This window comes from Streptomyces sp. GSL17-111, from assembly GCF_037911585.1.
GTDB lineage: Bacteria > Actinomycetota > Actinomycetes > Streptomycetales > Streptomycetaceae > Streptomyces.
Map to the genome: position 1 here is coordinate 1,984,485 of NZ_JBAJNS010000001.1, position 25,448 is coordinate 2,009,932.

Here is a 25,448-nt window from a genome sequence, read left to right on the forward strand (position 1 = left end):
CGCGTAGCCGGGACGGCCGCGCTGCGGCCGGGACGGCGTGGGGCCCGCACCCGGTTCGGGTGCGGGCCCCACGGCCGTTGTGCGGTGGATCAGACGGCGGAGCCGGCGACCCACTCCGACCAGGACATGTTCCAGCCGTTGAGACCGTTGTCCGGCTGGATCTCCTTGTCCGGGGAGTTCTTCACCACGACCACGTCGCCGATCATCGAGTTCTCGTAGAACCAGGAGCCGTCGGTCGTCGGGTCGTCGGCGCCCTTGACGTCCTGGAGGCCCACGCAGCCGTGGCTGGTGTTGCCCTCACCGAAGGGGGCGCCCCAGTAGTTGCCGTGGATGAACGTCCCGGAGGTGGACAGGCGCATGGCGTGCGGCACGTCGGGGATGTCGTACTCGCCCTCGCCGTCGTCGTCGGTGAAGCCGACCGTCGCGCCGTTCATCCGGGTCTCCTCGAACATCTCGGAGATCACCATCTGACCGTTGTAGGTCGGGGTCTCCTTGCTGCCGGCGGAGATCGGGACCGTCTTGACCTCCTCGCCGTCCCGGACGACGGTCATCGTGTGCTTCTCGACGTCGACCGTGCTCACCTGCGAGCGGCCGATGGTGAAGCTGAAGCTCTTGTCCTGGACGCCGGTGACGCCGTTCGAGCCCTCCACTCCGTCCAGGGAGAGCTTGACGTCGATCTCGGTTCCGGGCTTCCAGTAGTCCCTGGGACGGAAGTCGAGGCGCTGGTCGCCGAACCAGTGCCCGACGACCTCCTGGCCGCCGGTGGAGTTGACCTCGATCGCGGACTGGACCTCGGCCCGGTTCGCGATCGGCTTGTCGAAGTTGATGGAGACCGGCATGCCCACGCCGACGGTGTCGCCGTCCTCGGGGGTGAAGTAGCCGATGAAGCTGTTGTCGGGCGAGACGGTGGTGAACGTCGCGTTCTCGGTGGTCGGCCGGCCGTCGGCGTCCTCGGCCTTCGCCTCGACGCGGTACTCCGTCGCGCGGTCGAGCTGGCCGGAGGGCTTCCAGGAGGTCTTGTCGGCGGACAGCTCGCCCTCGACGGCGCCGCCGCCGGCGGTGGCCGTCATGGTCACCTCGGTGAGCGTGCCGCCTTTGACGGTGACCTCGGCGTCGTTGTTGATGCCCGCGTTCTCCGTGCCGTTCTCCGGGGTGATGGATATCTGCGCGGCCGACTCCGGCTTCTGCTCGTCCGCTCCCTCGGAGCTCCCGGCCGACGGGTCGCTCTTCCCCGGGCCGTCCTGGCCGTCGGCTTCCTCGCCGCTGCACGCACCGAGCGCGAGGACACCACTGAGCAGAGCAGCCGTGACCGCTATGCCCCTGCGGTGCTTGCTGGCCGTTTTCACACGCTTCTCCATCGCTTCGAAGGCCCTGGACTCCCCGCGCCGCACAGGGTGGCGAGCGCGCCCATCAAATCGGGCATGTGACATCACATTTGTACGTACAAGAACGCAAGGGAGTCTGTGGCGCGTTCCACCCCGAAGCAAACTGTGGCCCAGAACACCGGCCCAGGTCCAGTGGCTCCCTCCCCGGCCCGACCGAGCGGTGCTCCGTGACGGGTGGGGCGCAGGGGGCACGCGGGCGTCGGGCGGGCTCGGGCGCCGGCCGTCGGCGGGACGTCGGCGGCGGTGTCGGGGAGCTGCCGACCGACGCCGCCGGGCTCGGGTTCCGGTTACCGGTCGGCCGCCGCCGGCTCGGCGTCCTCGAAGCCGTCCAGCTGCCACAGCTCGGACTCGGGATCGTAGTCGATCAACTCGCTGCTCCACGACGCCTGCGCGAGCTCGACGCCCGGCACCTCGCTGACCAGGTCGATCGGGTCGACGAGGTAGGCGATGGCCTCGGCCGTGTCCTCGCCCACGGCCGTCACGGCGTCCCGCCGCTCCTCGTCCGGCATGAACTCGTCCGCTTCGATGTGCGCGGCCGCGGCCCGGGCGAGGGATTCCGGATCGGCGACCTCCAGCACGACCTCGACCTGGAGGCGGACGTAGCGGGGGGTGTCTTCTGCGCTCATTCCACGGAGCGTAGGCGGCCCTGCCTGCGGGGCTTCCCCACGACCCGCCGCGCTGGCTAACATCGGCTCCCGCACGGGTGTTTCCCCCGTACTCCCCCCACGCACACCGCACCTGCACCACTGAAGGAGGCCCTCGTGGCCGGACCCCGCCGCACGCTGGTGACCTCGGCCCTGGCGGGCGGCCTGCTCTGCGGGTTGTGGTTCGTCCCGTCCGCGAACGCCTCACTGGAGGAGGAGCCGCCGCGCACGGAGCGGGTCACGTCGTCCGCGTCCGGAAGCACCGCCGGTACCGACGCCTCCGACGTTTCCGACGCCTCCGGTCCCGCCGCCACCGGCCCGCGACTGGCCGAGACCGGGACGTTCGACAGCACGCCCTACGTCGCCGGAGGGGTCGCCTTCCTGGCGGCGGGCTCGGGGCTCCTCGCGCATGCCGCGCGCCGTGCGCGCACCGCGCTCTGAGCGCTCGTCCACCGCACGCCCCCTGCCGCACGCCCCCGCCGCACGCAGCGTCCCCACCGGGACGCGGCGCGCCCGGCGGGGGCGGTCGCGTCAGGCCAGCCGGCCGGTGACCCTCTCGGCGGCCCGGACCAGGCCCCCGTCGCGCACGAACGCCTCCGCCGCCGCGAGGTCGGGCGACAGGAACCGGTCGGGCCCGGCGCCCGCGACACCGGCGGCCCGCGCGGCCTCCAGCACGGCGAGACTCGCCGGGGCGGGGGTTCCGCCGGCCGCCGCGCGCAGCTCCAGGGCCCGTGCGGCGGCGTACAGCTCGATCGCGATGACGCGCGTCAGGTTGTCCACGGCCGTGCGCAGCTTGCGCGCCGCAGACCAGCCCATGGAGACGTGGTCCTCCTGCATGGCGGAGGAGGGGATCGAGTCCGCCGAGGCCGGTACGGCGAGCCGCTTCAGCTCGCTGACCAGCGCGGCCTGCGTGTACTGGGCGATCATCAGACCGGAGTCGACGCCGGGGTCGTCGGCCAGGAAGGCGGGCAGGCCGTGCGAGCGGTTCTTGTCCAGCAGCCGGTCGGTGCGGCGCTCGGCGATGGAGGCCAGGTCGGCGCAGGCGATGGCCAGGAAGTCCAGCACGTAGGCCACGGGGGCGCCGTGGAAGTTGCCGTTGGACTCCACCCGCCCGTCAGCGAGGACGACCGGGTTGTCGACGGCGGCGGCCAGCTCGCGTTCGGCCACCAGGAGGGCGTGGGCGAGCGTGTCGCGGCCCGCTCCGGCGACCTGCGGGGCGCAGCGCACCGAGTAGGCGTCCTGGACGCGCGGCGCGTCGTCCTGGTGGTGGCCGGTGAGCCCGGAGCCCTCCAGCACCTTCGCCATGTTGGCCGCGCTGGCGGCCTGCCCGGGGTGCGGGCGGACGGCGTGCAGCTCGGGGGCGAGCACGCGGTCGGTGCCCAGCAGCGCCTCGAGGGTGAGGGCGGCGGTGATGTCGGCGCCGGTGAAGAGGCGGGACAGGTCGGCGGCGGCCATGACCAGCATGCCGAGCATGCCGTCGGTGCCGTTGAGGAGGGCCAGGCCCTCCTTCTCCCGCAGCTCGACGGGGGCGATCCCGTGCGCGGCCAGCAGCTCGGCGGCGGGGCGCACGACGCCGTCGGGGCCCTCCGCGTCGCCCTCACCGAGCAGGGTGAGGGCGCAGTGCGAGAGCGGCGCCAGGTCGCCGGAGCAGCCGAGGGAGCCGTACTCGTGGACGACGGGGGTGATCCCGGCGTTCAGCACGTCCGCCATGGTCCGCAGGACCTCCGGGCGGACCCCGGTGTGGCCGGAGGCGATGGTCTTGAGCCGCAGGAACATCAGTGCGCGGACGACCTCACGCTCGACGCGCGGGCCGGTGCCGGCGGCGTGGGACCGCACGATGTTGCGCTGGAGCTGCGCGCGCAGCTCGGGGCTGATGTGCCGGACGGCCAGGGCGCCGAAGCCGGTGGAGACGCCGTAGACCGGGTCCGGCTTGGCGGCCAGGTCCTCGATGAACCCGCGCGCCCGGGCGACACCCGTCAGGGCCTCCGCGCTCAGCTCGACGCGCGCGTCGCCCCGGGCGACGGCGAGGACGTCGGCCGGACCGACGTCCCGGGGCCCGACCGTCACGACTGCCTGCTGCATATCCATATTCACGCACCCTAAGCACTGAATGCCTTCCTGTCACGCCCCGGAGGCGACCGGCCGGACGGGACGCCCCGCCCCGCGCTTGGCGTCAGCGGCCCCGGAAGCGGCGGCGCTCCCCGGCGGGCGGCTCGGTCCCGTCCGCGAGGTGGACGATCTCGCGCCCGGCCACCACCGGCTTGCCCGCCCGTGCCGCCTTCGCCCGGTACTGGGCGGCGTCGGCGAGCCGCAGCAGGCGGCGGGCCGAGTGCACGGGCCCGATGGGGTCGCCGGTGGACGCCACCCCGCAGGCGACGCCGTGGCCCGCCCCCAGCTCGCCCGCCCGCACGCACAGCTCCTCCGCGACACCCACGACCTCGTCCGCCGGGGAGCCGACGGCGAGCAGGCAGAACTCGTCGCCACCGAGCCGGGCGGCCAGCGTGCCCGACAGTCCCGACAGCCCCGACAGCATCGCCCCGCAGCGCGAGAGGAGACAGCCGAAACGTTCGAGCAGGCGGTCGCCAGCCGCGTGCCCGGCGGTGTCGTTGACCTCCTTGAGCCCGTTGAGGTCGCACACGACGAGGCTCACCACCGTGCCGTCGGCGCGGTGCCGCTCCAGCGCCTCGTCGAGCCGGGCGTCCACCGCGCGCCGGTTGCCGAGGCCGGTGAGCGGGTCGGTGAAGGCGAGCCGCCGCACCTCCTCCAGCCGCTCGTGCTGCGAGAGCCCGGCCGCGACGACGGCGGCCAGCACCGTCGCGAACGCCACCTCCTCGGCCCCGAAGACCACGCCGTGCGGCGGGCGCGCGACGTACAGCTCGCCCCACGCCCGGCCGTGCAGGACGATCGGCGCGACGACGCAGCTCCCCCTCCCCCGTCGGCGCAGCGCGGCGGCCCGGCGCGGCCCGTGCCCCCCGGCTCCGGCCGGGACCCCGGCCGAGAACCCGGCCCCCGACGTCGGCGCCTCGTCCGCCGTCTCCACCCACGCCTGGGGCCCCTCGCCGCCCGTCCAGCGCTCGTGCAGGAACTCGGCGATCTCCGGAAAGTGGTGGACGGGGTACGACTCGTCCTGAGGAAACGTTTCCTCGCCCGGCGCCAGCACCCCGTCGTTCACCAGCACGCGCAGCCGTCCGCGCGCCCGCTCCCACACCGAGACGGCCGCGAACGAGCCGTCCATCGCCGTCCGCGCACCGGCCGCCGCCGCCCGGGCCGCCTCGGCGGAGTCCGGGGCGGCGGCCATGGCCTGCGCCAGCCGCAGCACGGCACGGAGCCTGGCATCGTCACCCATACGACCCAGATTAGGAGGTTTCGCCGCACTCTGCGCTGCGGGCCGTACGCCGCCCGTCACTCCCCTGGCCACTCCGGGGTCCGCTTCTCGTTGAACGCGGCGACACCCTCGGCCCGGTCACCGGAGAACGCCACCGTGCGCCAGGCCGCGTCCTCCACCTCCAGACCGGCCGCGAGCGCCATGCCCCAGCCGGTGCGCAGGGCCCGCTTGGCAGCACGCAGCCCGACGGGCGAGTGGGCGGCGATGCGGGCGGCCAGGGCCAGCGCCTCGGTGCGGTCGGCCCCCTCGGCCACGAGCTCGTCCACGAGCCCGAGCGCCCGCGCCTCCTCGGCGGCCACCCGGCGCGCGGTGAAGATCAGCTCGGCCGCCCGGGCCGCGCCCACCCGGCGCGGCAGCAGCTGCGTGCCGCCGCCGCCCGGAATGACGCCGACGGACACCTCCGGCAGCCCGACGACGGCCGTGGCGTCGGCCACGATCAGGTCGCACGAGAGCGCCAGCTCGAAGCCGCCGCCGAGGGCGAAACCGTGCACGGCGGCGATCGTCGGCATCGGGAGCTGGAGGACGCCGGTGTAGGCGGCACGGGCGTAGGGCCGCTGACGACCCAGCTCGGCGTCGGTGAAGCGGTTGCGCTCCTTGAGGTCGGCGCCGACGCAGAACGCGCGCTCGTTGCTGGACGTCAGCACGACCGCCCGCACCTCGCGGTCGGCCGACAGGGCCGCGCAGGCCTCCCCGATGGAGACCGCCATCTGCGTCGACACCGCGTTCATGGCCTTCGGCCGGTCCAGCACGAGCTCCGCGACGTGCGTCCCGGCGTCCTTGCGGACCTCGACGTACTCGCCGTATCGCGTCATGGCGATCCCTCCCACGCGGATGTGTTAACGACCGCTCACACTCTAGCCGCGCGGGCCGGACGCCGGGGGTGCGGCGGGTGTCAGCCGCGGCGGCCCAGGAGCCAGGGTTCGACGACGCCGAGGCCCCGGACCGGGCGCTGGTAGAGCGGCTGGAGGGCGAAGCGGTAGCCCGCGCCGGGGCCGGAGTCCTTCTCCGAGTGCGGGGCGTCGCCGACGGCCGTCAGCTCCTCCCGCAGCGCGCCGTCGATGAGCACCGTGTCCTTCGGCGCTATCGAGGTGAGCCGGCTGGCGAGGTTCACGGTGTTGCCGAAGACGTCGCCCATGCGGGTCGTGACCGTGCCGAAGGCCATGCCGACGCGCAGCTCGGGCATCGTCTCGTCGCCGGAGAGCGTCTCGATCAGGCGCAGCCCGATCTCGGCGGCCGTCCCCGCGTCGTCGGCGGCGAAGAGGACCTCGTCACCGAGGGTCTTGATCAGCCGGCCGCCGTGCGCGGCCACCAGGTCGGCGGCCGTCGTCTCGAACGCCTCGACCAGCTCGCCCAGCTCCTCCTCCTCCAGGCGCCGGGTCAGCCGGGTGAAGCCGACGAGGTCGGCGAAGCCGACGGCCAGTCGGCGGTCGACCATCTCCTCGTCGTCCTGCGCCTGCACGACGCGTCCGGTGGCCGCCGCGAGCTGCCGGCGCCAGACGTAGATGAGGAACTCCTCCAGCTCCGGCAGCAGCAGCTCCACCAGCGGGTAGGTGACCTCCATACGGCTCATCCCGGGCTCCGGGGAGACGGTGAGCCCGGCGATGAAGGAGTCCACCTGCCACTCGGCGAGGCGGGCCGTGGTCTGCCCGGTGGAGCGGGCGACCTGGATGGCCATCGCCTCGTTCAGCAGCCCCGCCTCGACGAGACCGGCCAGGCGGCGCAGCGCCAGGACGTCGGCCTCGGTCAGGGCGCGGGCCTGGCCGATGTCGGCGAAGCCCATGGCCCGCCAGAAGCGGGCCGCCAGGTCCATCGGGACGTCGGCGGCGCGGGCCGCCTGGAAGGGCGTGTAGGTGCGCGCCGCGCCGAGGATCAGCTCCTCGACCTTGAGTGCGAGGGGGTTGTCCTTGCCGCGCTCCTCGGTGCCGTCGCGGTCCTCCGAGAACGCGTGGTCCGTCGGGGTGCCCGTGCTGTCCCGCGACTCGCGCCCACCGGACCCGCCGGTCGCCGCGTCGGGGCGTCCGCCACCCTCGTCGGCGGGCGGAACGGCCGATTCGTTCGCGGTCACTGCCCGCCCCTTGCCCGGTTCCCGCGCATGACGTACCTGCGCACTGCCCTTCCGTTCCCTACACCGCGCCCACCGCGCCGCGCTACCGCCACAACGATACGGCAGGTGTGCCGTAGCTCACGTCCGGCGTGGTGGCCGGACCGGGGCCCGCTCAGCCGCCGGGCCGCAGGTGGACGATGTCGCCCGCGCCGACGGGCTGCGTGACGCCGCTCCCGGTGGCGAGGACGAGCTGTCCGTCGCCGTCCACCGCGACGGCCTCGCCGACGACCTCCCGTCCGCCGGGCAGCAGGGCCCGCACGGTCCGGCCGAGGGTGGCGCACCCGGCGGCGTAGGTCTCCTGGAGCCCGCAGGCGGCCGCGTCCCCGTCCGCCGCGCGCCAGTCGCGGTACCACCGCTCGACCGAGCGCAGCACCGCGCGCAGCAGCGGGTCCCGGTCGGTGCCCTGCGCGCCCGCCAGCAGCAGCGATCCCGCCTCCGGGACGGGGAGTTCCTCAGCACCCAACGAGACGTTGATCCCGATGCCCACGACGACGGCGTGGTGCGCCGCGTCACCCGTGCGCTCGGCGAGGATGCCGCCGATCTTGCGCTCCTCCCCGGCCACCTCGGCCAGCAGGTCGTTGGGCCACTTCAGCATGGTGTCCACCCCGGCCGTGCGGGCCAGCGCGGTGGCGGTGGCGACGCCGACGAGCAGCGGGAGCCAGCTCCAGGCGCGCTGGGGGACCTCGGGGCCGGGGCGCAGGACGAAGGAGAGGAACAGGCCGCTGCGCGGCGGGGCGACCCAGTGCCGGTCCAGCCGGCCCCGGCCGGACGTCTGCTCCTCGGCGACGAGCACCGTGCCCTCCTCCACGGGGCCGTTGCGGACGCGGTTGACCAGGTCGGTGTTGGTCGATCCGGTGCGCGCGACGACCTTCAGGTCGCTCCACAGGCCGTCGGGCGTGAGGAGCGCGCGGCGCAGGGCCGCGCCGTTCAGCGGCGGCCGTCCGAGATCGCTCCAGGGACTCCCGGCGGACGGTCCGCCCTCGGCGGAACCCGGCGCATTTGAGGACATCTGCGGTGTCATGATCACAGCGTAGGTGCCGGTCGGGGGCCGCCGCCCCTTTCCGGCCGGTGCGGCGCCCGGTCGGCGGGCGGGGTCGGCAGGGGGGACGCAGGAGGAGGGCTCCGCGCGGCCCCGGACGTCCGGCATCAGCGGATTTCACCCTTCCGGACCGGCCTGCGGTGTGGTCAACGACGCACCGCCGACACGGGCCGTCGCGGCTACGCTACGAGTCGGTAGCCCCGAGGACGACTAGGAGCCGCTCCCCGTGTCCGAGCAGGAAAGCACTCCCGACATCCACACCACGGCGGGCAAGATCGCCGACTTTCAGCGACGTACCGCTGAGGCGACGCACGCCGGTTCCGCTCGCGCGGTCGAGAAGCAGCATGCGAAGGGCAAGCTGACCGCGCGCGAGCGCGTGGAACTGCTGCTGGACGAGGGTTCGTTCACCGAACTGGACGAGTTCGCCCGGCACCGCTCGACGAACTTCGGGCTGGAGAAGAACCGCCCCTACGGCGACGGCGTCGTCACCGGCTACGGCACGGTCGACGGCCGGCCCGTCGCCGTCTACTCGCAGGACTTCACGATCTTCGGCGGGTCGCTGGGCGAGGTCTACGGCGAGAAGATCGTCAAGGTCATGGACTTCGCGCTGAAGACGGGCTGCCCCGTCATCGGCATCAACGACGGCGGCGGCGCGCGCATCCAGGAGGGCGTCGCGGCGCTCGGCCTGTTCGCGGAGATCTTCCGGCGCAACGTGCACGCCTCCGGCGTCATCCCGCAGATCTCGCTGATCATGGGCCCGTGTGCGGGCGGCGCGGTGTACTCCCCCGCCATCACCGACTTCACCGTGATGGTCGACAAGACCTCGCACATGTTCATCACCGGCCCCGACGTCATCAAGACGGTCACCGGCGAGGACGTCGGTTTCGAGGAGCTGGGCGGCGCCCGCACCCACAACGCGACCTCCGGCGTCGCCCACCACATGGCCGGGGACGAGAAGGACGCCGTCGAGTACGTCAAGGCGCTCCTGTCCTACCTGCCGTCCAACAACCTCTCCGACGCCCCCGTCTACCCGGAGGACGTCGACCTGGAGACCAGCGACCGCGACCGGGAGCTGGACGTCCTGATCCCGGACGGCGCGAACCAGCCGTACGACATGCACGGCGTCATCGAGCACGTGCTGGACGACGGCGAGTTCCTGGAGACGCAGGCCCTCTTCGCGCCGAACATGATCACCGGCTTCGGGCGGGTCGAGGGCCACGCGGTGGGCGTCGTGGCCAACCAGCCGCTCCAGCTGGCCGGGTGCCTGGACATCGACGCCAGCGAGAAGGCCGCGCGCTTCGTGCGGACCTGCGACGCCTTCAACGTCCCCGTGCTGACCTTCGTCGACGTGCCCGGCTTCCTGCCCGGCACGGAGCAGGAGTTCAACGGCATCATCCGCCGGGGCGCCAAGCTCATCTACGCGTACGCGGAGGCCACGGTCCCGCTGATCACCGTCATCACGCGCAAGGCGTTCGGCGGCGCGTACGACGTCATGGGCTCCAAGCACCTGGGCGCCGACCTCAACTTCGCCTGGCCCACGGCCCAGATCGCCGTCATGGGGGCGCAGGGCGCGGTGAACATCCTGCACCGCCGCACGCTGGCCGCCGTCGAGGACGAGGGCGAGCGCGAGGCGCTGCGCGCCCGGCTCACCGCCGAGTACGAGGACACGCTGCTCAACCCGTACGTCGCCGCCGAGCGCGGTTACGTCGACGCGGTCGTGCAGCCCTCGGAGACGCGCCGCCACATCGTGCGCGGGCTGCGCTCGCTGCGCAGCAAGCGCGAGCAGCTGCCGCCCAAGAAGCACGGCAACATCCCGCTCTGACCCTCGGAGGCCGAAGATGATCAAGGTCCTACGCGGCAACCCGACGCCCGAGGAGCTGGCGGCCGCGCTGGCCGTGGTCCAGGCCCGCGCCGCCGCGGCCGCGTCCGCCGAGCCCGGCGCGCGGGACGTCTCCCAGTGGTCCGACCCGGCGCGGCTCGTCCCCCGGCGCGTCCCGCACCCCGGCCCGGTGGCCTGGCGGACGACGTACTGGCCCGCCTGACCCGTCCGTCCGGCGCACCGCGCCGCACCGCGCCCCGCGTCCCGGCGCGCGGTGCGGGTGGCCGTGCGGTGCGGTGGGCCGGGAATGAGTACGCGTACTCAGGTGGCGGCGGCGGGCGGGGTGCACCCTGGTCCCATGCTCTGGTCCGACCCCCCAGACCGGCCCCCGGAGTCACTGCGCGCCGCGCAGGCGCAGCTGCGCCGGGCGGGGTGGGTGCTGGCCGCCGTGGTGCTGGTGGTGACCATCGTGCTCGGCCTGCGTTGACCAACCTTTTACTATGGCCGCATGACCGCTGCCGCCGCGCCCGCCCGCCGTCTCGTGCTCGCCTCCCAGTCGCCCGCCCGTCTCGGGCTGTTGCGGCAGGCCGGGCTGGCACCCGAGGTGATCGTCAGCGGGGTCGACGAGGACGCGCTGAGCGCCCCGACGCCGGGGCAGCTGGCCCTCGTCCTGGCCGAGGCGAAGGCCGACGCCGTCGCCCTGCGCCCGGAGGCCGCCGGGGCCCTGGTCGTCGGCTGCGACTCCGTCCTGGAGCTGGACGGCGAGGCGCTGGGCAAGCCGTCCGACGCGGAGGACGCCATCGCCCGGTGGAAGGCCATGCGGGGCCGGGCCGGGGTACTGCTCACCGGGCACTGCGTCATCGACACGGCGAGCGGCCAGCGGGCCTCGGCCACGGCCGGGACGACCGTGCGCTTCGCCGAACCGTCCGACGACGAGATCGCGGCCTACGTCGCCTCCGGCGAACCGCTGCACGTCGCGGGCGCGTTCACGCTCGACGGCCGGTCGGCGCCGTTCGTGGAGGGGATCGAGGGCGACCCGGGCAACGTCATCGGCCTCTCACTGCCCCTGCTGCGCCGGCTGCTGGCCCGCCTGGAGGTGCCCATCACCTCGCTGTGGGCCGCGCCCGTCGCCTGACGGCTCCGCGGTCACGGACGGGTGGGGCGCGGCGTAGGAGAGCAGGGTCAGCACGAGGAGCGCCAGGACGGTCATCAGGAGGGCGAAGGCGTCCCAACCGACCAGCCCGACGGCGACGGCGCCGAGGACGCCGTGGGTGACCGCGCAGCCGACCAGCGCGGCCCGCGCCGCACGGCCGGGGGAACGGTCGCGCAGCGCCGTGCGCAGGGCGAGCACACCGCACAGGGCCACGAAGCCGCCGAGTGCGAGCCCGGCCGCCCGCGTGCCCCACATCATGTGGCCGGGGTCGAGCCCGTCCAGCGACATCGACTGCCCGTGCACGAACAGGCTCAGGACCCAGTGCACGGCCACCAGACCGAGCCCTTCGAGGATCAGCACCACGCCCGTCGCCGCGGCCACCGGTCGTCTCGGTGCCACCGCACTCCCCTCCCGTCCGCGCACCCCTGGCGGCACGTCCGTCGTCCGCGCACGCTACTGAGGGGTAGCGACGGCGGCAAGGGGTCGCTCCGACACCGTCGGCCCGTCACCGGCGCGTCGCAAAGAAAACCCCGTTCATTAGTAGGGATTCCACAAAACGCCACCGTGATCGGGCACGATCACCGGGGGAGACGTCGGCCACAACCCGATGCTCCAGTCAGGCTCGTATTCGGGGCGTATGCGCGGCGTACCGTGGGACGACAAGGGATCGGAGGCCGGGGGCGCGACCCCGGCTACGGATCGTGTGGGCAAGCTCACCCCACTGGAAGACTGCGCGTGTGGTGTCGCCAGTACCTAAACTCAGCTTGTTTCAAGGAGGGAGCCATCGTGCGCAAGGTGCTCATCGCCAACCGCGGCGAAATCGCTGTCCGCGTTGCCCGGGCCTGCCGGGACGCCGGGATCGCGAGCGTAGCCGTCTACGCCGAGCCGGACCGGGACGCGTTGCATGTCCGGGCCGCTGACGAGGCATTCGCCCTGGGCGGTGACACTCCGGCCACGAGCTACCTGGATGTCGCCAAGGTGCTGAAGGCCGCCGCCGACTCCGGCGCGGACGCCGTCCACCCCGGCTACGGCTTCCTCTCGGAGAACGCCGACTTCGCCCAGGCCGTGCTCGACGCCGGGCTCATCTGGATCGGCCCGCCGCCGCAGGCCATCCGGGACCTCGGCGACAAGGTCGCCGCCCGCCACATCGCCCAGCGCGCGGGCGCGCCGCTCGTCGCCGGCACCAAGGACCCCGTCAGCGGCGCCGACGAGGTCGTCACCTTCGCCGAGGAGCACGGGCTCCCCATCGCGATCAAGGCCGCCTTCGGCGGCGGCGGGCGCGGCCTGAAGGTCGCCCGCACCCTCGAAGAGGTGCCCGAGCTGTACGACTCGGCGGTACGCGAGGCCGTCGCCGCCTTCGGCCGGGGCGAGTGCTTCGTCGAGCGGTACCTCGACCGCCCCCGGCACGTCGAGACCCAGTGCCTCGCGGACCGGCACGGCAACGTCGTCGTGGTGTCCACCCGCGACTGCTCGCTCCAGCGCCGCCACCAGAAGCTCGTCGAGGAGGCGCCCGCGCCGTTCCTGACGGAGGAGCAGAACGCCGAGCTGTACCGGGCGTCCAAGGCCATCCTCAAGGAGGCCGGCTACGTCGGCGCCGGAACCTGCGAGTTCCTCGTCGGCCAGGACGGCACGATCTCCTTCCTGGAGGTCAACACCCGCCTCCAGGTCGAGCACCCGGTGACCGAGGAGGTCACCGGCATCGACCTCGTCCGCGAGATGTTCCGCATCGCCGACGGCGAGGAGCTGGGTTACGACGACCCGCCGCTGCGCGGTCACTCCTTCGAGTTCCGCATCAACGGCGAGGACCCCGGCCGCAACTTCCTGCCCGCCCCCGGCACGGTCACGAAGTTCGACCCGCCCGCCGGCCCCGGCGTGCGGCTCGACGCGGGCGTGGAGAGCGGCTCGGTCATCGGCCCGGCGTGGGACTCGCTGCTCGCCAAGCTGATCGTCTCCGGCGCCACCCGGCAGCAGGCGCTCCAGCGGGCCGCCCGGGCGCTGGCCGAGTTCGACGTCGAGGGCATGGCCACCGCCATCCCCTTCCACCGCGTCGTCGTCGCCGACCCGGCCTTCGCGCCGGAGGTGCACGGCCGCGAGGGCGAGCCGTTCTCCGTCCACACCCGGTGGATCGAGACGGAGTTCGTCAACGAGATCAAGCCCTTCGCCGGTGCCTCCGCCGAGGAGGACGAGGACGAGAGCAGCCGCGAGACGGTCGTCGTCGAGGTCGGCGGCAAGCGCCTGGAGGTCTCGCTGCCCGCGTCGCTCGGCATGCCGCTGGCCCGCGCCGCCGTCGCGGGCGGCGCCAAGCCCGCCCGCCGCCGCGCCGCGAAGAAGTCCTCCTCCGCCGCCTCGGGCGACGCCCTCGCCTCGCCGATGCAGGGCACCATCGTGAAGGTGGCCGTCGAGGAGGGTCAGGAGGTCGCCGAGGGCGAGCTCGTCGTCGTCCTGGAGGCGATGAAGATGGAGCAGCCCCTCAACGCGCACCGCGCGGGCACCGTCAAGGACCTCAACGCGTCGGTCGGCGCGTCGATCTCCTCGGGCACCGTCATCTGCGAGATCAAGGACTGACACTCCCCTCCCGCACCTCGTGGGCCCCGGCACCGTACGCGGCGCCGGGGCCCACGCGCGTGACCCGCGCCGTCAACCGTGCCGCTCCCCCGGCCCTGCGGGGGCCGGCGGCCGGCCCACCAGGAAGGCGAGCGCGCCGCCCGCGTACTCCCACCACTCGTCGTTCCTGCTGTTCACCACCACCGGCCAACCGTCCGGATCGGCACGCGCAGGAAGCCGTCGAACCGCTCACGGCCTCTTCCAGATGTGCGACGGTCGGCATGTGCATCTGCCCGGTGTCAGTCGTCGGGACGGTAGGACGGAAGGTCGACGAGATGCGCGATCGTGAAGTCCTCGAAGGAGACGTCCGTGAGGAGGCGGTACACGAACTCGGCGCAGGACACGTCGAACGTCGACCACTCGCCGTCCTCCTCCCGAGCGACGACGGGCCACCTCTCCGGGGTCACGCCGGGCGATACCAGCCAGAAGAACTCGGCAGCGGTCACCGACGTGCCCCACGACAGCAGCCCGGATGCTCCCGGCCGGTAGAAGCCGTACGGCTGATACACGTTCGCGGTGACCGGTAGCTGCTCCAGCGTGCGCCAGATCGCTGACGTCCTGCTCAGCAGCTGTGACTCACCGGTTCCGCCCACCGAGTAGACCGTCAGGTAGTTGCTGAACTCACCGGCCCCGAAGCACGCGCAGAACTCCTTGTAGTCGGCAGGAAGGGCGGTGCCCAGCTCCTGCTCGACCGGCTCCCACGAGAGCGCCAGACCCAGGGGTACTTGGTGGACCGCCTCAGCGGTCCGCGTCACCCAGGAGATGATTCCTCCCCGTCCGGTCGGGAGCCGGGTGGCCGGAAGGTGCCGTAGGGCTCGGCGGCGTCCTCGTCCTCCCAGGAACCGTCCCACGGCACGAACGTCACGGGCTGCCCGGGCTCGGACTCCGGCAGGAAGGGGATCTCCAGCTCGTCCCGGAGGAATCGGGTCAGGAACTCGGCCATGCCGCCGGGGAACGGGAAAAGCTCGAAACTCCCGTTGTCCTCGGCCACGACGGTCCATCCGTCCGGATCACCGCCGGTCGCCCAGTGCAGCCGGTCACCGTTCGCGGTCATCCCCCACGGCAGGAGGAAGCCCGGCTGGGGGGCCGGCGGGTACGGCCAATCCGCCAGCCCCTCCTCGACGATCCGCTCCTCCTCAACGAGGTACCGGTGGTTCTCCATCGTGTCCCGGGCCCAGGTGACCAGGTCGACGTTCGGGTTCGCGACACCCGGGACGGCGACGGTCACGAAGCCGTCGAGCTCGCCGGGGCCGAAGACGTACACGAACTCCTTGTAGTCCGTGGGCAGTACCAGCCCCAACTCGGACTCCGGCCGCTCCCACGGCACGGTGAACCCGCGCGGTGCCTCCGGCCCCACCTCGGCGCGCAGCGCGTCCGCCCAGGGGCGCGTCATGAAGCTGTCCCGCATGAGCCACCAACCTTTCGTACGGGGCTCCGGCACCGAGGTCGACGGGCCGTACGGTGCGGAGGGCCTGGGCCGGGCGGTCAGGGGCCGTAGACGCGGACCTGCGGGTCGGGGCCGGGGACGTCGGCGGGCAGGCCTCGGCGCTCGATGCTGCCGTCGACGAGGCCCACCAGGAAGGCGAGCGCGCCGCCCGCGTACTCCCACCACTCGTCGTTCCTGCTGTTCACCACCACCGGCCAACCGTCCGGATCGGCACCGACGGTGCGCCAGTAGAAGACGTCCCCCGAGAGCGACTCGCTCCAGGGCAGCAGCCCGCCGGGCTCCGGATACCCGACGTGGCCCTCCGCCATGTCCTCGTCCACCAGGTCCTGAAGGACCTCCACCTCGTAGCGCACCCCCTCGACGTACTTCTCCTCCGCGCCCGGGCGAGGGATCGGCACGCGCAGGAAGCCGTCGAACTCCAGCGTCGGATAGGCCTGCGCCAACTCCCGGAAGTCGGACGGCAGCGCGGTGCCGAGGAGGCGTTCCACCAAGGCGAGGTCGACGTCGCGAGGCTGCTCCGGGCGATGCGCCCGAAGTCCGCTCACGGCTTCTTCCAGATGTGCGACGGTCAGCATGTGGTTTGCCAATCGGAGATGTTCTGCACCGTTTTGTCGAACAGCAGACCGTCCCGAGTGTAGGCCGTCATGCGGATGGCCTCGGGTATCGAATCGGCGCCGTCTCCGTAGACGAGCTGGCCGGAGTAGAACACCGGCTTGTTGGAGCGCAGTTGCTTCGCGATCCGGTTCTCGCAGCGCTTCATGCCGCTCTTGTTCATGCGGTCCGTGCCGGTGAAGAGGTTCTCGCTCCGCCACTCACCGTGGAACTTGTCACCGATGATGTGCGTGCGGTTGTAGATCGGCTTCCCGTCGTCCCCGATGTTGTTGCCCTCGGGGAATCCGTGCACGTTCACCCTCGCCTCGTCGTCGCGCTTGGCGCCGGTGGGCTTGAGGTCGCTCGGGCAGATGAGCGCGGTGGCGCCGTCCGGGCGGCCGGCGCGCAGCGGCTGGTAGTGGTACCGGGCGGAGCGCGGCGTCGTGTCGCACCGGTTCCGCCCGGTGGACGTCCCGCCACCGCCGCCGGTGTCCGGCTGCGGGGCGAAGCCCAGGAGCTCCTGGGCCATGTCCTGGCCCGTGGCACGCGGGTAGAGCTTGAAGTACCCGCGCAGCTCCTCCTCGGTGACCTGCACCTCGCGCTGCGATCGGGTGGCGGAGTCCTCGACGTACTGCTCGAAGGCCGGGTCGACCAGTGCCTCGGAGGTCTCCCGGGCGTGCTCCTGCTGGAGCAGGCGGCGGAGGATCTCCGACCACGGGGGCGGCGGGGGCGGCGGGGGCGGGCCGACCCGCACGGGCCGGCCGGTCGGGCCGCCGCCACCGGGGCCGCCCCAGGTGGCGGTGCTGGTGCCGCCCCAGGAGCCGTTCTGTGCGTTGACGGCGTTTCGGGCGGCGTCCCGGGCGGCCTGCTCACGGGCCGCGTCTTGGGCCGCCTGGAGCTGGTTGTCCCACGCGCGGTTCTGCGCCGCCTCGGCCTGCGCGCGGAGGGAGGCCGCGAGCGAGCTGTGCGGGGAGCCCCAGGAGAAGGAGTACCCGGACGAAGACGAGGACGACGAGGAGCCCGAACTGCTCCAGTAGTAGATGCCGACGCCGACGAAGAGACCGACGGTCCCGCCGATGGTGCTGCCGATCGGGCCGCCGGGCGAGCCGAGCGCCGCCCCACCGCACGCGGGTGCGGTCACGGGGGTGGCGCAGGGGGCGAGGTGGCCGGTGGGGTCGGTGTGGTTCAGCGGGCTGGCGTTGCCGTAGGTGTACCGGTTCGCCATGACGGAGGGCACCGGGTTGAGGGTCCAACTGTCGCGGGAAACGAACGCGCCGGTGCTGGGGTCGTACCAGCGGGCGTGCATGTTCACCTTGCCGGTGTCCGGGTCGGTGTACTCGCCCTGGTAGCCCAGGGCGCCCGTGGCCCCGGTCTGCTGGGTGACCTCGCCGTAGGGGGCGTAGGCCGTCGAGCCGGTGAGGGCCGCGCTGGAGGGCGCGAAGGTGCCGGTGACGTCGCCGTGGGCGTCGGTGAGGACGGCCGTGGCCCCGCTGCCGTCCGCCGCCGCCGTGGACATCGGGTCGCCGGCCGGGTCGCGGGCGATCAGCTCCCCGGCGGTGGCCACCGGGTTGTTGGAGGTGTCCGCGTACGTCAGGGTGGCTTCCCCGCGCTGCACGAGACGGCCGAGGCCGTCGTAGGCGTAGGCGGTGCTGCCGTCCGTGAGCAGGCGGCCGAGTGCGTCGTAGCCGGAAGTGGTGTCGCCGTCGGCGCCTCCGGTGGTGCCGAGCAGCGTGCCCCGGGCCGACCAGGTGTAGCTGGTGCCATTGGCCGCCAGGAGGCGGTTGCGCTCGTCGTAGGTGGCGGTGGCGTCGCCGACGCGAGTGCGGTTGCCCGCCGCGTCCCAGGTGTAGTCGGTGACGGTACCGTCCGGAGCGGTCCAGCCGGTGAGGCGCCCTGCGGCGTCGTAGGTGTAGGCGTGTTCGCCCGCGCCCGCCGTGCCGGTGGTCGTCTTCCCGGTGAGCTGGTCCCGGTCGTCGTAGGTGTAGGCGACGGACGCCGTGGTGGTGCCGTCGGGTGCCGTCAGCGTGTCCTCGGCCAGGCGGCCCAGGTCGTCGTACCCGAAGGTCCGGTCGGCCGCGCCGGAGCCGTAGCTGACGCTCGCCGGGCGGGACAGGGCGTCGTAGGCGTACGCCCGGGTGGTGCCGGTGAGCGGGTCGACGGCGGAGGCGAGGCGGCCTGCGGCGTCGTAGTCGAAACTCGCCGCTCCGGCGGCGTCGGTGCGTCCGGTGAGCCGCCCTTCGCCGTCGTAGGCGAACGTGGCGTCGCCCGAGGGCCCCGAGGTGCTGAGCAGGTTGCCTCGGTCGTCGTACTCCAGGGTGTTGGTGCCGCCGGGGGCGGACAGCGACGTGAGGTGGCCCGCGAGGTCGTAGCCGTAGGTGTCGGTGCCGGTGTCCGCCTCGGCGCCGGAGCCGGTGACCTCGGTGATGCGGCCGAGGGCGTCGAACGTGCGGACCTGCTCCACGCCGCCGGGCTGGATCTCGCGCACCGGTCGTCCGGCGGCGTCGTACACCGTGGTGAAGGTGCGGTCCGCGGCGTCGGGGTGGGCGGTGGTCGCCGGTTCGACGACGGACTCGGGGCCGCCGCGGCTGGTGAAGGTGTACCAGGTGTCGTTGCCGCGTCCGTCGGTGAGCCGGGTGCGGTTTCCTGCGGCGTCGTAGCCGAACGTGGTGGTGAGGGACGTCGTCCCGTCCACGGGTTCCGTCAGCTCGGTGATGCGGCCGAGGGCGTCGAACGTCTGGTGGACGGTGTGGCCCAGCGGGCCGGTGGCCTCGACGGGGTTGCCCGCCGCGTCGTAGACGGAGCTGCGGGTGCGCAGTTCGGTGCCGTCGGGGGCCAGGTCGGTGACCGAGGTGGTGCGCCCGGCCGCGTCGTGCGCGGTGCGCACCGTGCGGCCGAGCGGGTCGGTGACGGAGGTGGGCAGACCGGTGGGGCCGTAGGCGTACGTCGTCGTCTTCCCGGCGGCGTCGGTGGTGGTGAGGGGCTGGCCCGCCGCGTTGTACGTACTGCTGGTCGTGATGCCGGTGGGGCTCGTGGTGGAGAGCGGGTTCCCGGCGTCGTCGTACGACGTGCGGGTGGTGAAGTTGCCCGCCGCCGGCCGGCGTTCGACGACGGTGGACGTGATCGGGCGGCCCAGTTCGTCGTACGTGGTCTCGGTGCGCGCGCCGGTCGGATCGGTGGTCGACAGGCGTTCGCCCACCAGGTCGTAGGTGTGCCGGGTGACGGGCTGCTGCCCGCCCTCGGTGGGGGCGGGCTCGGTGACGGCGGTGAGCCGGCCGAGCTGGTCGTAGGTGGAGGAGGTGACGTGGCCCAGCGGGTCGGTCTCGGTGGCCACGCGTCCGGCCGCGTCGTACGTGCGCCGGACGGTCGCCGTCTGCGGGCTGCCGCCGCCGGGCGGGGTGTAGTCGGGCAGGGTGGTGGCGACGGCACGCCCGGCGTCGTCGTAGGCGGTCCGCGTGACATGGCCGTTCGGGCCCTGGTTGGCCGTCACCTCGCCGAAGGTGTTGTAGCCGGTGCGGGTGGTCGGCCGCTCGGTGGTGGCGGGCGCACCGTGCTGCTCGACGGTCACCGGGGCGGCGGCCGTCTCCACGAGGCGGCCGAGGGCGTCGTAGGTGAAGTCGGTGGTGTGGTCGGCCGGGTCGGCGCCGCTGACGTTGCCGCGCGGGGCGGTCTCGGTGAGCGTCAGGCCGCGGTCGTCGACGGTGCGGGTGGTGACGAGGTCCTCGGCGCCGTTCTCCACGGTCACGCGGACGACCTCGCCGACGCCGTTGCGCTCGTAGGTGACGCGCTCGGTGCGGTCACCGCCCGCGCCGGTGCGGGTCTCGGTGGCGACCTCGCCCCCCGCGTCGTGGGTGTAGGCGGTGCGTCGGGCCAGACCGTCGGGGTCGAGGACCTCGGCGGTGGTCTGCCCGGCCGCGTCCACCTCGTAGGCCGTGGTGACGGAGCCGTTGCCGGTCGTCTCGGAGATGAGGTTGCCGGCGGCGTCGTACGCCCGCTCGGTCAGGACGACGTCGCGGGTCGTGCCGTCCGGGTCGTGGAAGCCGACGAGGGTGCGCCGGGCGAGCAGTCCGTCGTCGTAGTAGGTGTGCCGGGTGGTGCGACCCATCGCGTCGGTGTGCTCGGCGAGGCGGCCCACCGGGTCGTAGGCGTAGGAGTCCAGGACGACGTCGGCCACGTTCCCGCTGCCGTCGTCGTAGTCCTTGAGGGTGACCTCGGCGAGCTTTCCGAGGGGGGTGTAGTCGTAGGTGAACTCCTCGCCGCCGGGCAGCGTGCGCGCGGTCTGGCGGCCGTGGACGTCGTAGCCGTAGCTCTCCCGGCCCTCCTCCGGGTCGGTGGTGGTGGCCAGGCGGCCATAGCCGTCGTAGGTGCGGGTCGTGGTGCGGGTGGCGTCGTCGCCGAGGGCGTCGGCCACGGACTCCGTCAGGGTCAGGCCGTCGGCGTCGTAGGTGTACGTCGTCACCGCCTGGTGCTGCTCGTCGGTGACGGCGTTGGCGGAGGCCGGCGCCGTCCCCCGCACGACGCGCGACTCGCCGTCGTAGGCCGTGGTGCTGGTGACGCCCTCGGGGTGGGCGTCGCTCGTGACGGTGCTGGAGACCTCACGGCCGAGCGCGTCGTAGGTGTACGCGGTCTCCACACCGGCGGGGTCGGTGACGCGGGCCAGGTCGCCTGCGGCGGTGTAGGCGCGGGTGGTGACGCCGCCGCGCGCGTCCGTCGTCGTCTCCAGCAGCCCGGCCGGGGCGGTGCCGCCGCCGACCGCCGTCTCCGTGCCGTCCGTGAAGGTGTGCGTCACCGTGCGGCCGTCGGGGAAACCCGGCGTGGCCGGGGCGGTGGTGGAGATGCGGTCGCCCTGGGCGTTGTAACCGTAGGAGGTGCGGTAGGTGTCGTCCTCGGCGTCGGCCGAGCGGGCGTCGCGGTGGGCGGTCACCTGGTCGTTGCGCGGGTCGAGCGGGTCGTCCTCGTTAAGGAAGTACGCCGTGTAGGACGTGTGGCAGGTGGCGTCGTCCCCGGCGTCCCGGCAGGTGGTCTGCGAGACCTTGTTGCCTCGGTCGTCGTGGCCGAGTCGGGTGACGGTGCCGTCGGGTGCCGTCGTTGCGGCGAGGAAGCCGCCGGTGTCGTAGGCGAAGCTCGCCGTGTGGCCGCCGACATCGGTCTGGGTGACCAGCCGGTGGCCCTGCAACGGGTCGTAAGCGTAAGCGGACTTCCGCTCGTCGGGGTCGGTGACGGTCACCGTGACGGTGGGGTCGGCCTCGACCCCGGCTTCGCCGTCGGACGCGGGCCGCCCCTCGGGGCCGGTCAGTTCGTGTGCGGAGAGCTGGTAGGTGCCGCCGTCCGCGTCGGTGTAGGACGCGACGCGGTCCAGCGCCGTGTCGTAGGTGACCTCGGCGTGTACCCGCCCGCTCGGCCGGACGACCCGGGTGAGCTGCTGGGCGGTGGCGCCGGCGGCGTGGTGCTCGGCGACGGTGTGCTCGCCGAGCGGACGGCCGTAGACGGCGACCTCGTCGATACCGCCTGCGAAGTGGCCGACGGTGCCGGTGGTGGCGGGCCAGTCCTTCCAGTAACCGGCGCCGAGGTAGACGAAGCGCTGGTCGTACTGGGAGATGCTGCCCGCCAGCGTCCCGACGGCCTGGCCGTCGAGGTACAGCGTCTGGGTGTTGCCCGCGGCCGTCAGCGCGGCGTGGTGCCAGGCGCCGTCGTTGACCGGTGCCGCCGACGTGATCGGATCCGCGTCGCCGTTCCAGAACTCGCCGCGCAGCTTGCCGTCCGTGCCGACGTAGAGCGCGGGCGTGGACGTTCCGGCGGTGTTCTCCTCCAGCGTGTTGTCCTGGTAGCTGAACAGCACGCCGCTGCCACTGGTGCGGAACCACAGCTCCACGGTGAGGTACGGGGTGTCGGAGACGAGCTGGTCGGGCAACTGCACGTACGAGCTGGAGCCGTTGAACGACGCGGAGCTGTCGGGGCTGCCCGCCAGCGCGCCGGGCAGGCCGAGCGTCACGTCGCGGTAGGTTCCGGCGTGCTGGTCGCGGTTGAGCAGCAGGTCGCTCTCGGCCCGGTCGGCTCCGGACTCCTCGCCCAGGCGCCAGTAGGAGAACGGGCCCGCGTCCCGCAGCACGGTGCGGTGGTGGGAGCCGTCGCCGTAGGTGTAACGGGTGCAGGCACCGGTGCCGTCCTCGGGGCCGCAGACCTCGGTCAGCCGGTGGCCGACGTAGGTGTAGTCCCACGTCAGCGGGTCGGCCTCACCGTCGGGGCTCTGCGTCGTCACGGAGGTGACGTGGCCGCCCGCCCAGGTGAAGTTCAGGGTGCGGTCGCCGACGCCGGTGACGGTGGTGAGCCGGTCGCCGTCGTAGGTCATGCGCTGGGCACGGCCACGGAAGTCGGTGACCTCGGTGATGCGGCCCTGGGCGTCGAAGAGGTGGTCGGTCTGTTCCTTGTCGGTCAGACGCCAGCCGTCGTCCTGGGTGCGGGTGAGGGTGGCGAAGCTGCCGTGGGGCGGTGCGTAGGTGCCGTCGGGGTGGTGGCCGAAGCGGACCTGACGGCCCGAGGGGTAGGTGACCACGACGTTGCCGGTGCCGTCCTCGTCCGGCTCGACCCGCATGTCGTAGCGGGTGCTCCAGCCGGCACCGAAGGCGTTGTCGTCACGCGGGTCACGGCTGTTGTAGGTGCGGGTGACGCTCAACGCGGGACCGACCGTGGCGACCTGCGCGTCGGTGTCGGTGGTGGTGTAGTTGCCGGTGCGCGGATCGACCTCACGCCCGTCGGCGGCCGCGCCGCCCAGGTGGGAGGTGATCGCGGGCTGCTCGACGGCGGTGGTGAAGGGGTAGTACGGGCTGAGCGGTCCCTCCTCGCTCCCCTCGCGGGCCTTGACCCGCCACACGTACTGCTCGCCCCACTCCAGGGTGTCGGCGGGCACGTTCCAGGTCCGCGGGTCCACCCAGCCGGAGTCCACGCAGTTCACCGGCGCCTCCGTGCTGCCCTCACACACCTCGAACCAGTGATCGATGGACGCGTCGGCCGGATAGTGGTCGATCGTCTCCGCGTCCACGAACAACGCCGGCGTCAGACTGCCCACCTGACCACCGGGCCGCGGATAGACGTCCGTGATCCGCGGACCCACGTCCTGCGAGGTCACCGTCACCGTGGCGACGGGCACGTTCTCGCTGGACATCCACTTCTGGTCCCGAAGGCGCTGCATGTCGAAGCTGACCTTGTACTTACCGGGCGGCAGCTCGGGTATCCGCGCGTTCAGCGTGGCGTCGTCGCCCGGGGTGAGGCGTTCGTTGAGACGGGTGAAGGCGACGGCGTCCAGCAGCTTCCCGCTGTCGTGGTCACGGACGCGCGCGCCGAGCCGCAGTTCGTTCCAGCCCAGCGCCTCCCAGGTGAAGTCGCCCAGGTTGGTGACGTTGACGCTGATCTCACCGCCCTGGTGACCGGTGAGCGGCGCCGACTGCGAACCGACGCTGTACTCGGCACCCCAGGCGCTGTGCGTGACGGCGAGGTAGGGCTCGTTGGCGGAGTTCCGGCTGCCGAACCGCTTCCACGCACCGCTGTCGCTGTAGGTGGCGCGCAGGCTCAGACCGTGGTTCTTGACCGCGCCGTCCGCCCAGCCCTGCACCAGCTCGGTGCCGCTCAGCCCGAGGTCGATGACCTCCCACCGGGAACCACCGCAGTTCGCGCCGTGGGCGAAGGACTTCCTTGCCACCGGCCCGGACTTCACGGACGGGGCGTTGTTCCACGTGACCGTGCCCACGCCCCAGGGCTCCGTGACCTGGTGGACGCGCACCTCGTGGGCGGAGCAGGAGGAGGACCAGTGGTTGAACAGGCCGAGGTCCGCGTTGAGGATGTAGCGGTTGTCGAGCGTGGCGGCGAGGTCGTGAAAGCTGAGGTAGCTCATCGCACGGCTGCCGCCGCCGTCGTAGCTGCCCACCTTCAGCTCGTCATCGCCGCTGAAGTTGCTGTTCGGCCAGTCGTCCTGGACGAAGGCGTCACCGTAGGTCTCGACGTCGTCGACGCTCGGGTCGACGAGCACCGGGTACTCCCGCTCAGGAGCGTCCAGCCAGGCGTCGTCCATGGTCACACGGAGTGCCCAGCCGTCGCCGTGCTCCGTCAGCCCGTAGGTGACGTCGCCGGAGATCGCTGGTCCGCCGGACGCGGGGTCCTCGGCGGAGTCCTCCATCCAGCCCGTCGGGACGACGGCGCGGACGACGTCCTCCTCGTCGCGGAGCAGGACGGCTCCGTCCTCGGTCAGTTCGGGCACCAGGCCGTCGAGGGTGAGGGGGAACGTCCAGGTGCGCGGCGCGTCCGGAGAGTTGAGGACGATCGTCTCCTTGATCATCCCGTGCTTCGCCTGGATCGACAGGTCGGCGTCCGCACGGATGCCCGCGTAGGTGACCGTGTCGTCGGTGACCGTGCCGGTGACGCCTTCGGCCCCGCTCAGCGCGAACGCCACACCGTGCCCGTCCGCACCGACCGCCATGGCGGCGAGGGCCGGGTCGTCACCGCGCTCCGCGACGGTCAGGCCGGAGTCGTCCGCCGCGACGTGGAGCCGGCCGTCCTCGGCGGTGGCCGGCGCGCTGCGGGCGAGGGAGTCCTCGGCCTGCGCCTCGGGGACGAGGGAGGTGTCGATCTCCTCCCACGTGCCGTCCTCGGCGCGGAAGTGGACCGGTTCGGGGTGGACTCGTGTCGTCCGGGTGCCGTCCGGGTTGCGGAACTCCTTGGTGGTGGCGGTGCGTTCGCCGACGTCCTCGGTGCTGCGGCCGGGGACGAACCCGGGGGATCCCTCTTCGGTCGTGGACGTTTCGGCTTCGATCTCCACGGGTTCGGCCTCGGGCTCGACGGCCGTGAATCCGGCCGCGTCGTCGGCCAGCGGCAGCGCGTCCCCGTCGGCGGGCAGGTCGGTGGCGTCCGTCCGGTTGTGCCCGGTCGCGTCGGTCTGCTCGGAACCGACCGCGTGGTCCCGTCCGGCCGCCGTCCCGGTGCGCTGCCGCGGAGCGTCCGCTGTGGCGCCGGGCAACGTCGGGGCGGCGGCGGCGATCCCGGCAAGGACCGGTGACGGCAGCACGCCCGCCGCGACGGCCAGCACCAGGGAACCCGCCGTCAGCCGGAAGGACGCGGGCCCCTGCCCCGACCGCTGCCGCCGCCGGGTACGGGACGGCTGCCGCGGCGAAGAGCGGGGCACGGGGTCTCCTTCTGACGCTGATACAACAACGCCGACCGCACCCGCGAGGGGCGGTCGGCCACAGAACAAGTGGGGCAGGTGGACGCGCGGAGCCACGGACGTGAGTGC

At 73.0% G+C, this 25,448-nt stretch carries 18 protein-coding genes; 6 read left to right on the top strand and 12 right to left on the bottom strand.

Going from position 1 to position 25,448, the window contains the following annotated elements:
• Positions 1-89: 89 nt before the first annotated feature.
• Both V6D49_RS08515 and V6D49_RS08520 read right to left on the bottom strand, forming a co-directional pair.
• Positions 90-1,358: a L,D-transpeptidase gene (locus V6D49_RS08515; RefSeq protein WP_340558518.1), complete on the bottom strand. Its 1,269-nt coding sequence runs from the start codon at positions 1,356-1,358 to the stop codon at positions 90-92.
• Positions 1,359-1,672: 314 nt separating this feature from the next.
• Positions 1,673-2,011: a hypothetical protein gene (locus V6D49_RS08520; protein WP_340558520.1), complete on the bottom strand. Its 339-nt coding sequence runs from the start codon at positions 2,009-2,011 to the stop codon at positions 1,673-1,675.
• A 135-nt stretch (positions 2,012-2,146) separates the two neighbouring features.
• Here V6D49_RS08520 and V6D49_RS08525 point away from each other — a divergent pair, with 135 nt between their 5' ends.
• A complete protein-coding gene (locus tag V6D49_RS08525) occupies positions 2,147-2,470 on the top strand; it encodes a hypothetical protein (RefSeq protein WP_340558522.1) in 324 nt (107 codons plus the stop codon).
• Between the two features lie 90 nt (positions 2,471-2,560).
• Here V6D49_RS08525 and hutH read toward each other — a convergent pair whose 3' ends face one another.
• The 5 genes from hutH to V6D49_RS08550 form a co-directional block, all read right to left on the bottom strand.
• Entirely contained in the window at positions 2,561-4,111 is a 1,551-nt protein-coding gene (gene hutH, locus V6D49_RS08530) for a histidine ammonia-lyase (RefSeq protein ID WP_445330627.1), read from the bottom strand.
• Positions 4,112-4,202: 91 nt separating this feature from the next.
• A complete protein-coding gene (locus tag V6D49_RS08535; protein WP_340558526.1) occupies positions 4,203-5,375 on the bottom strand; it encodes a GGDEF domain-containing protein in 1,173 nt (390 codons plus the stop codon).
• A gap of 56 nt (positions 5,376-5,431) precedes the next feature.
• Complete coding sequence (locus tag V6D49_RS08540) at positions 5,432-6,226, bottom strand: enoyl-CoA hydratase/isomerase family protein (RefSeq protein WP_340558527.1); 795 nt, start codon at positions 6,224-6,226, stop codon at positions 5,432-5,434.
• A gap of 80 nt (positions 6,227-6,306) precedes the next feature.
• Positions 6,307-7,479, bottom strand: coding sequence for an adenylate/guanylate cyclase domain-containing protein (locus tag V6D49_RS08545; RefSeq protein WP_340558528.1), 1,173 nt, complete (start codon positions 7,477-7,479; stop codon positions 6,307-6,309).
• Positions 7,480-7,630: 151 nt separating this feature from the next.
• Positions 7,631-8,539, bottom strand: a complete 909-nt coding sequence (locus V6D49_RS08550) for a biotin--[acetyl-CoA-carboxylase] ligase (RefSeq protein ID WP_340558529.1) — start codon at positions 8,537-8,539, stop codon at positions 7,631-7,633.
• Positions 8,540-8,783: 244 nt separating this feature from the next.
• Between V6D49_RS08550 and V6D49_RS08555 the strand changes: the two genes are divergently transcribed.
• The 4 genes from V6D49_RS08555 to V6D49_RS08570 all read left to right on the top strand — a co-directional run bounded on the left by V6D49_RS08555 (position 8,784) and on the right by V6D49_RS08570 (position 11,511).
• Entirely contained in the window at positions 8,784-10,379 is a 1,596-nt protein-coding gene (locus tag V6D49_RS08555; protein ID WP_340558530.1) for an acyl-CoA carboxylase subunit beta, read from the top strand.
• Positions 10,380-10,395: 16 nt separating this feature from the next.
• The gene (locus V6D49_RS08560) at positions 10,396-10,599 is read left to right on the top strand and encodes an acyl-CoA carboxylase subunit epsilon (protein WP_340558531.1); all 204 of its coding nucleotides are present in this window, start codon (positions 10,396-10,398) and stop codon (positions 10,597-10,599) included.
• A gap of 135 nt (positions 10,600-10,734) precedes the next feature.
• Positions 10,735-10,863: a morphogenic membrane protein MmpB gene (gene mmpB, locus V6D49_RS08565; protein WP_263576249.1), complete on the top strand. Its 129-nt coding sequence runs from the start codon at positions 10,735-10,737 to the stop codon at positions 10,861-10,863.
• 21 nt (positions 10,864-10,884) lie between these two features.
• Positions 10,885-11,511: a Maf family protein gene (locus V6D49_RS08570; RefSeq protein WP_340558532.1), complete on the top strand. Its 627-nt coding sequence runs from the start codon at positions 10,885-10,887 to the stop codon at positions 11,509-11,511.
• On the opposite strand, the gene V6D49_RS08575 is transcribed toward V6D49_RS08570, so the two are convergent.
• Positions 11,434-11,928 carry a hypothetical protein gene (locus V6D49_RS08575; RefSeq protein WP_340558533.1) on the bottom strand — a complete coding sequence of 165 codons (495 nt, stop codon included), beginning with the start codon at positions 11,926-11,928 and terminating at the stop codon, positions 11,434-11,436. The two genes, V6D49_RS08570 and V6D49_RS08575, sit on opposite strands and share 78 nt — an antisense overlap.
• A 387-nt stretch (positions 11,929-12,315) precedes the next feature.
• Between V6D49_RS08575 and V6D49_RS08580 the strand changes: the two genes are divergently transcribed.
• A complete protein-coding gene (locus V6D49_RS08580) occupies positions 12,316-14,094 on the top strand; it encodes an acetyl/propionyl/methylcrotonyl-CoA carboxylase subunit alpha (RefSeq protein WP_340558534.1) in 1,779 nt (592 codons plus the stop codon).
• 278 nt (positions 14,095-14,372) lie between these two features.
• Here the strand turns inward: V6D49_RS08580 and V6D49_RS08585 are convergent, their stop codons facing one another.
• From V6D49_RS08585 to V6D49_RS08600, 4 genes are all read right to left on the bottom strand, one after another.
• The gene (locus V6D49_RS08585; RefSeq protein WP_340558535.1) at positions 14,373-14,888 is read right to left on the bottom strand and encodes an SMI1/KNR4 family protein; all 516 of its coding nucleotides are present in this window, start codon (positions 14,886-14,888) and stop codon (positions 14,373-14,375) included.
• Positions 14,885-15,541 carry a hypothetical protein gene (locus V6D49_RS08590; RefSeq protein WP_340558536.1) on the bottom strand — a complete coding sequence of 219 codons (657 nt, stop codon included), beginning with the start codon at positions 15,539-15,541 and terminating at the stop codon, positions 14,885-14,887. The genes V6D49_RS08585 and V6D49_RS08590 overlap by 4 nt, the downstream gene beginning before the upstream one ends.
• Positions 15,542-15,618: 77 nt before the next feature.
• Positions 15,619-16,125, bottom strand: a complete 507-nt coding sequence (locus V6D49_RS08595) for an SMI1/KNR4 family protein (RefSeq protein ID WP_340558537.1) — start codon at positions 16,123-16,125, stop codon at positions 15,619-15,621.
• Between the two features lie 23 nt (positions 16,126-16,148).
• Entirely contained in the window at positions 16,149-25,340 is a 9,192-nt protein-coding gene (locus V6D49_RS08600) for a DNRLRE domain-containing protein (RefSeq protein ID WP_340558538.1), read from the bottom strand.
• Between the last annotated feature and the right edge of the window lie 108 nt (positions 25,341-25,448).